Below are 8,241 nucleotides of genomic sequence, written 5' to 3' on the forward strand. Positions count from 1 at the left end.
TGTGGGGGTTACATGGCTATACGCTTGATTTTTTATTCAACACAGCGATCGCGCCCATATTCAGGGGATGAGCAACAACTTTTGAGGGGGAATTTTTCATTCCCCTGCTAACAACCAAAAACCCGTATAAGTTACCCCAGAATCATCAGGTTGAATCAAGAGAAAATGTAATCCCTTAGCCAAGCGTTTACGAGTCTCAAACATCCGCGCCGCCTGAGCGACATCATCATCATCAAAAGTAGCAACTACCCAGCGATCGCTCAACCCCGCCTCTAAAATCAAGCCATCAGGTTGTCCGGGAATGTAATTCAAGCCGACAGGTTTAACCGACTGTAACCATCTAGCCAAGCGCATAGACTGGCGACCCCCATCAATAACCACCCCGGAAATAGCAACGGTAGAAGCCAGACCCAAATTCAGGGGTAGTAAAAATGATGGCATATCCAAAATAGGAATAGGGCGATCGCCAAAGACTTCCTGAAGGTCTCCCGCTGGAAGAGTCGCAAACCGCCAGCGCGTCCCCCAGAGATTTTCCGGTAGAGGTAAAGGGGGTAATTTATCAATAGCCAAAGGATCATAATCCTCGCCAGTATAACCTGGCATTTGGGGATAAATTAACATCATCTCTGCCAGCAATTTTTTTAAACCCAGCGTCCGACGAGTCCCCTGGACAGTCACCCCCAACTGTTTACCCACCACCTCAAAGAGATTCAAGCAAGCAGGTCGAAACACCTGAATCAGATCAGGTTGATCAGTGTCCCAAATTTCTTCTAACTGTTTCAGCAGCCAAGTAGAGTTAGCTTCCGACTGAGGACAAGTCGCCACCAATAAGCGATCGCCCAATTCATCACAAAGTAACAGTTCCCACAAAGGCTGTCCGCTGTCATTCCGAAGAGGACGGCGATAAAAATCAGCTTGCCATATCCGCATAAAAAATTAAGCCATTAGTGAATCATTTAATCAATCTTAAAGTCAAAGGATAGCGATATCTGATACCCTCATTAGCTTTGCTGGCTGCCACAATAGTAAAAATCAAATCAAACAACAACACCGCAAATAGCAGAGGAATTCCAACTAAAAACACAATCAACACGATGGATACAAACAGATATATCAAAATGCTGATTTGAAAATTCAACGCTTCTTTAGCTTGATATTCAACAAATGGCATCTCATCCTTTTTCAGCAGCCAAATCACCAAAGGTCCAACGATATTAGCCACAGGTATGACATAACCCACAAAAGAGCTCAGGTGTGCGATCATACCCCAAGTTCTGCTTTCTTGATCTATCTGTTCCGTCGATCAGTCATGTTGCCTCCATAGCTAAGTATGATGCCACTGTTGATCTATCTTAATACCATTTTAAGCAGATAGTACCTTAGCGCACCCCGTAGAACCATCAACTGTGATAGGTTAGGTAGAGAAAAAGCCTACTAATTAGGGTATCAACTAGCTAATTATACAAATGGGAACCGAAACAATCGTACTGCTATCGAGCCGAGAAATTGAAAAGATGCGCCAAGCCGGAAAGTTAGCCGCGCAACTACTGAACCACCTAGAACCGATGGTTAAACCAGGAGTCAGTACCCTAGAACTCAACGATGAAGCCGAACGCTGGACTCAGGCTCATGGTGCCCGTAGCGCTCCCCTCGGTTATAATGGGTTCCCCAAGTCTATTTGTACCAGTGTTAACGAAGTTATCTGTCACGGTATCCCCAGCGCCAAGCAGATTCTTCAAGATGGAGATATCATCAATATTGATGTCACCCCTATAGTTGATGGCTACCACGGCGACACCTCAAAAACCTTTTTTGTAGGTAATCCTTCCCCGACGGCTCAAAAATTGGTTGAAGTCACGGAGGAATGTTTGCGGCGGGCTATTGCGACGGTGAAACCGGGTAGTCGCATAGGGGATATTGGGGCTGCTATTCAAGAGTACGCGGAAAGTTATGGGTTTTCTGTAGTGCGGGATTTTGTCGGTCACGGGGTTAATACCGTCTTTCATACAGCACCGCAAATTCCCCATTATGGAACCCGTGGAAAAGGTAAAAAACTGCGCTCAGGAATGGTTTTTACGATTGAACCGATGATTAATGAGGGAACCTGGGAAGCAGAGGTACTCGATGATGGTTGGACAGCAATTACCACAGATGGTAAGCTGTCTGCTCAATTTGAACACACGATCGCTGTAACTGACCAGGGAGTTGATATTTTAACTTTACCATAGCGCTCTTGGTTAAACCAGCCAGGTAGGGACAATTGATCAGTTGCCCCTACTCTCGGAAATAGCTAATATTAACTCCAGCCTAGGATATGGCATTATAACTCATTACAGTAAACTGGGGCGGAAGGATTCGAACCTCCGAATGGCGGGACCAAAACCCGCTGCCTTACCGCTTGGCGACGCCCCAATAATCTCTCAGCTTTATTATCATATCAACACTCACCCCGGTTTTGTCAAGTGTTTTGGGAAATTTTTTTTCAGCCCCCTATCTTCCCGGACATGGAAAGCAGTCAGAGGCTGGTAGATCTAATGAGGGTGCTTGAGTTCCGGGGGGGGTTGAATAGGAATCTGAATGGCAAATGTGCAGCCATCTCCCGGCTTGGAGATACATTTGAGGCTTCCTCCGTGCTTTTCAACAATAATCCGGTAACTAATTGATAGTCCCAGTCCGGTCCCCTTCCCAACGGGTTTAGTGGTAAAAAATGGATCAAACAATCGATTTTTTAAATCCTCTGGAATACCTTGACCATTATCATGAATCTGAATCAACACCTGTTGACTTTTGGATACGGGAGGTTTGATCATCCCTTCAGAGGTGGTTTTGATGACATCAGAAGCGGGAAGTGGAAATAAGTTAGACCCAGAGCTAATTGATACGACTTCGGTGGTAATGGTGATCATACGGGGGTCTGGTTGATTATCTAAAGCATCGATCGCATTACTGAGAATATTCATAAACACCTGGTTAAGCTGTCCCGCATAACATTCCACCCTAGGAAGTTGACCATATTTTTTAACCAGTTCAATACCAGAACTACTACCTTTTGCTTTCAGGCGGTTTTGCAGAATCAATAAGGTGCTATCAATACCCTCGTGAATATCCACGGGTTTCATTTCCGCCTCGTCTAAACGGGAGAAGTTCCGTAGAGAGACGACAATTTGACGAATGCGATCGGCTCCCATTTCCATGGAAGACAGGATTTTCGGTAAATCCTCCACCAAAAAGTCTAGGTCAATATCTTCTATGCGTTCTTGGATCACTTCCAGGGGTTCTGGATATTGTTCTTGATACAGTTCCACCAATTCCAGCAGATCCTTAGTATAATCGCGGGCATAGGTGAGGTTCCCATAGATAAAATTAACCGGGTTATTAATTTCGTGGGCTACCCCCGCCACCATTTGTCCTAAACTAGACATTTTTTCACTTTGAATCAATTGTGACTCTTTTTGTTGCAAGTCCTGGAGAGCCTCGCTTAGGTGGAAGGCTTGAGTTTGGGCGGCTAAGGCGGCGGCTCTAGTTTGGGCGTAAAGTTCGGCTTGGTCAATGGCGATCGCTAATTGATCTACTACGGCTCGTAATAGTTCCACATCACTATCTATCCAATCGCGAGGACTATTATATTGATTACAGACGACAGCCCCCCGCTGTCCCGATCGCGTCTCCAGGGGTAGTAAAATTTCCGAAGCAATTCCCGCATCTTCCAGTAATCCCCTGGTAGTTGCATCTAAAACGGTTGTATCTTGTAGATTATTAACCTGTACTGTTTCCCGGTTACAGATTTTATGAGCCAACCAGCCAATTTTATCGGAGGGGTAATCTTCTAAAACTGTTGATAAAGAAGGCGATCGCGATTCGTGAGTAATGGCAAAATTATGTCTGTTCGGTTGGGTGGGTAAGTACCACAAAAAATGGCATTGGTCGATTTGTAGAACACTGCGGATCTCCTGAACTGCTGTTCCCAAAATTGTGTCAATATCTAGGGAATTGCGGATTTGACTAGCCAAGCGAAATAGTAAGGCTTCCCTACGGCTTTGCAATTCTTCGCGGGCTTTTACCCGGTCAATTCCTACAGCGATCGCATTAGCAATCCAACCTAGCACATCCTGAACTTGCGGAGATAATGGATTAGAACTACAAATAGCCATCATCCCCATTAACCGCCCTTCTACCACCAGTGGAACTTCTAAGGTTTGGTGGGAAAGCTGCGCCATCTGTTGAGACATTTGCGATAGTTCATGGTTCCATAGCTGAGGTGTGGGTGCTTTCAGGGTAACAATTCCCGCCCCAGCTTGTCGTTCGAGTTGATTAGTTTGACTGTTTATGGTCCATATCGATACCCCCGCGACTTTTAAATACTGATCCATTGCTTTCGCGCAACGATTCAAAATAGTTGGTATTGTCCCACCTTGTCCTAGGGCTTTCCCAACTTCCGCCTCTAATAAAGAAAGGTGCGATCGCTCCCGCAGGATTTCTTCTGCTTGTTTGCGTTCGGTAATGTCACGAGATATAGATACGATCTCTTGGATATCATTATTCTCTTGATTGCGGATAGCATGAGAAGTAGTTTCAAACCATATAAAACTACCATCGGAACGCCGAACTCGATAACTTACCGTATCCACATCAGAGTTACTCAATAAGGTCTGGTGAGATTTCTGGATGCGCTCTCTATCATCAGGGTGGAAAAAATTATAAGCGGAAATTCCTATTAATTCTTCCGGTTCATAACCTAGTAAATCTCGACAGGCTGGAGACGCATAAATATAAATACCCTCAGCATCATGTCGGGAGATTAAGTCTGTAGCATGATCGGCTAACAGACGGTAGCGGGCTTCACTTTCTCGCAGAGCATCTTCGGACTGCTTCCGTTCGGTAATATCAGTTTGAATACCAATAAAATGGGTGAGTTTTCCTCGGTGGTCTCGCACCGGAGAAATAGCTAGTTCATTCCAGAAGCAGCTACCATTTTTCCGATAATTTTTTAATGTCACTTTACATCCTTGTTTGCGTTTGATGGATTGTCTAATCATAGCGATCGCATCTTCATGGGTTTCTGGTCCTTGTAGAAACCGACAGTTTTGACCAATCACCTCTTCTTTAGTATACCCAGTTAGCTTTTCAAAAGCTGCATTACAGTAAATAATTGGCAGATCATTTTTGGTGTTTTCCGAAATTACAATCCCATTAGGACTAGCTTCGATCGCCCGTTGCAATAAATGCAACATTTCTTCGGACTGTTTGCGGTTAGTAATATCAATTCCACAGCCTAATATATATCTGAGAGAGCCATCTGGATTCCTAATGGCACTATTTGACCAAGCGACTAAATGGGAATCTCCATTAGCTCCTTCCCAGAGGTTCTCACACTGTCTTGGAAAATGACCCATCCTTATACTATTCGATTGGACCTGATGAGATGATGGGGGCGGATCGTCAAACTCAATGGCTGCTAAACCCCAATTCAATGATTCCCAGTCTTGATCAAAAATTGATAATCCTAAATCCTCAATCAATAAGCCCTCAACATCTCCCGCTTTATATCCCGTTAATTGTTCACAACTTTTATTAAAACGGACAATCTGACCCTCCGGATCAATCACCACTACTAGGGCGCTAATAGTATCTAAAACCGCATTGACAAAATCCCGTTCTTGTCGGACAATATCCCATACCTTTCTCCTTTCTTGGATAATAGTTTCCAGATGACTTAGTTTCCCGTGTAGGTCCATTAATTGTCTGTGTAAATTAACTTGGTTAGCTACTTGACGACTGAGGGATTCTAGGGCTATAATCTGCCCTGATGAAGGTTGCCAGCACTCATAAGTCATCACTGATAGCATCCCCAATTGATAGCCATCTCGGGTAGTAATTGGAACACCCAGATAGGATTTGATGGGTTGCTCATTGTTAGCGATCGCATGATTAGCCAGCTTGGGGTGAGTGCTGATATCTTGAATAATAATCGGTTGGGAGGTAGGACTGTCGGGCTCGGTGCTGAGATTCCCACCACGATGATAGGCGATCGCATATCCGCAAAAATCCAAATAAACACTCAGATCATCAGATAAGCCTATTTGAGCCTTCAGCCACTGATGAGTTTGGTCGATAAAGCTGATGAAAGCGATCGGTGCATTGGTAATGTGGATAGTCAGGCGAGTTATATCGTCAAAGGAGATGTCAGGGCTAATGCCGATCTGACGCAATACCCCACTTCCCAGGTCGAAAACTCGGCCGTTTAATCTGGACATAGTTTTACCTTAAATTTTACTGTCATATAATTATTCCCACTTCAGGGAAGAGACTGGCACAAAGCACGGATCAGTCTATAACAACGGGTCTGACTATAACAGACCTTAATTGAGAGGGGTAATACCAAACATCCGCATTGATTTTTAACTCGCAACTGGCTTTAAATGGCTTGTCCAAAGTCTTAATGCCACACCGCAATTACCTTTAATTTAATCTTAACAAAAAAACAGGCCGTTCTTATAAATTTGTAACTGGACTTAACACCATCAATGACCTAGCGCGTGAACATAACCATACTGTTATACTTACATTTAGGCTCTCACCTATATTAGCCATCATATCCTAGGATGTAGGGCTAGTATCCCTGCACAAATCTACAATAAATTGTTCAGATCAGGAACATCAACCCAAGTCCCTGTAACATTGGATTCATGGGTGAGATCCATTAGTAATTGAGAATAGACCCCCTCCCGCAAAGAAGGTACCAGGGACTCATGGCGTGAGATAGCTTCCATCCAGCGATCGACAACCCGCAAAAAGGCAGAGATGCGACCATCATCATGAGTTTTGGGAAACTGCAAATTATCGGGAATGGCAATTTCTGCCAAATCTTCCCCAGCTTTACTTCCCCACAATTTGAAACCGTGGATATAGTCTTTTTGATTATTGCTACCGAGAATTAATGTTCCATCACTACCATAGACTTCTACCCAGTGTCCCCGTCCCTGGAAGGTGCAAGAACTCAAACATACCTGACAGGGGGTTCCGTCGGCTAACTCCAAGATTAAATTACAGGTATCATCGGCATCTACAGGCTTCAGTTTGCCGGACTCAGCCGGATCAGGACGTTGGGCTATAGTTGTGCTTAACTGTCCGCACAGGCGGCTTATCGGACCAAATAGCCAGTGTATATAGTCGAAGCTGTGGGAACCGATCGCGCCTAAAGCACCGCCGCCCTTTTGTTTCTCAGCATACCAGTTCCAGGGTCGATTAGCATCCGCGCGACTGGACACTAACCAATCAATCTTGACTAGCCTCGGTTGTCCGACATATCCCTGGCGTAGTAGTTTTTCTAATTGCAGCCATTGCGGGACAAAGCGAAATTCAAAATCCATGGTGGTGACACAGTTTTTGTCGTTAGCCAGTTGATACAGATATTTGGCCTCTTCAACATTAAGAGTGGTGGGTTTTTCTAATAACAGATGTTTTCCAGCGTGGAGAACTTCTTTGGCCATCTGAAAGTGGAGAAATGGGGGGGTAGCAACCGTAACAGCGCTGACTTCTGGTATAGTGACCATTTGACTCACCCGATCGCTGGCGTGGGGAATATTATGTTCAGATGCGATCGCCTTGGCTTTGTCTAGATCTCGATGGTAAACTGCTATAATCTCCGTGCGGGGGTGTTCCTTGAGAGCCGGGATGTGGACTTTTTGACCAAATCCCGTCCCGACTACGGCAATACCAATTTTATTTGCGGTCATAACTTACTCGTTCCGATCATCTATCCTAAGTGGGATCCTAGCACTGTTTAGTTAACTATTGTTAGCCGCTGGACTGCTAATGATGGTCAACTATTGCCAACAGGCGATCGCACCACAGACTTGATCAACCTCCTTGCTACTAGCCCAAAAGCTGACCTAAGTTCACCAAGATTTAATTTTAACCATCGTCAAAAATCTCGAAGTGTGTTATAATAGGAGTAGCGGCGGAAAATAGTTTTTTCCCCGTGCATTAGATACATTAATTTTTCTCACTCCAATCAACAATGGGTCTTGTATTTAAGCAAGGCTATGCTTGTCCTGTTCCTGGTAATATGAATTTGCTTTATAGGATGAGGTGCGATCGCGCCACTTTGGCTTTATTATTGTTTTTAGGTGGGCTGCTGTTCTGGTTATCGCCATCTGCGGCGTGGGCGGGTTCATTAAGCGATCGTCAGCACCCCCGGCTGAAGCACGGGGGCTTCGTGCCCCCCTTTCAGGTAGCTGT

General features: G+C 44.8%; 5 protein-coding genes, 1 tRNA gene and 1 pseudogene. 2 read left to right on the top strand and 5 right to left on the bottom strand.

Annotated elements, in window-relative coordinates; genetic code table 11:
• Positions 1–96 precede the first annotated feature (96 nt).
• Positions 97–930, bottom strand: a complete 834-nt coding sequence (locus tag P5683_RS20535; protein ID WP_046321387.1) for a Tab2/Atab2 family RNA-binding protein — start codon at positions 928–930, stop codon at positions 97–99.
• Positions 931–952: 22 nt separating this feature from the next.
• On the bottom strand, positions 953–1,222 hold the full coding sequence (locus tag P5683_RS20540; RefSeq protein ID WP_241081015.1) for a DUF4870 domain-containing protein: 270 nt from the start codon (positions 1,220–1,222) through the stop codon (positions 953–955).
• A gap of 244 nt (positions 1,223–1,466) precedes the next feature.
• On the opposite strand from P5683_RS20540, the gene map reads away from it, so the two are divergent.
• Entirely contained in the window at positions 1,467–2,228 is a 762-nt protein-coding gene (gene map / locus P5683_RS20545) for a type I methionyl aminopeptidase (RefSeq protein ID WP_006624368.1), read from the top strand.
• Between the two features lie 112 nt (positions 2,229–2,340).
• On the opposite strand, the gene P5683_RS20550 is transcribed toward map, so the two are convergent.
• The 3 genes from P5683_RS20550 to P5683_RS20560 form a co-directional block, all read right to left on the bottom strand.
• Positions 2,341–2,412 (bottom strand) — tRNA-Gln (locus P5683_RS20550).
• Between the two features lie 119 nt (positions 2,413–2,531).
• Positions 2,532–6,254, bottom strand: coding sequence for a PAS domain S-box protein (locus tag P5683_RS20555; protein WP_315640981.1), 3,723 nt, complete (start codon positions 6,252–6,254; stop codon positions 2,532–2,534).
• 375 nt (positions 6,255–6,629) lie between these two features.
• Positions 6,630–7,736 carry a Gfo/Idh/MocA family protein gene (locus tag P5683_RS20560; protein ID WP_006624370.1) on the bottom strand — a complete coding sequence of 369 codons (1,107 nt, stop codon included), beginning with the start codon at positions 7,734–7,736 and terminating at the stop codon, positions 6,630–6,632.
• Positions 7,737–8,020: 284 nt separating this feature from the next.
• On the opposite strand from P5683_RS20560, the pseudogene P5683_RS20565 reads away from it, so the two are divergent.
• Positions 8,021–8,241: pseudogene (locus tag P5683_RS20565) on the top strand (hypothetical protein); the annotation flags it as partial.

Origin of the sequence: Limnospira sp. PMC 1279.21, assembly GCF_032349615.1 — a bacterium.
GTDB lineage: Bacteria > Cyanobacteriota > Cyanobacteriia > Cyanobacteriales > Microcoleaceae > Limnospira > Limnospira fusiformis.

What these genes read in the sequence shown, in the direction of transcription:
- P5683_RS20560 (WP_006624370.1), bottom strand. Translation starts at nt 7,736, where the DNA reads ATGACCGCAAATAAAATTGGTATTGCCGTAGTCGGGACGGGATTTGGT.
- P5683_RS20555 (WP_315640981.1), bottom strand. Translation starts at nt 6,254, where the DNA reads ATGTCCAGATTAAACGGCCGAGTTTTCGACCTGGGAAGTGGGGTATTG.
- map (WP_006624368.1), top strand. Translation starts at nt 1,467, where the DNA reads ATGGGAACCGAAACAATCGTACTGCTATCGAGCCGAGAAATTGAAAAG.
- P5683_RS20535 (WP_046321387.1), bottom strand. Translation starts at nt 930, where the DNA reads ATGCGGATATGGCAAGCTGATTTTTATCGCCGTCCTCTTCGGAATGAC.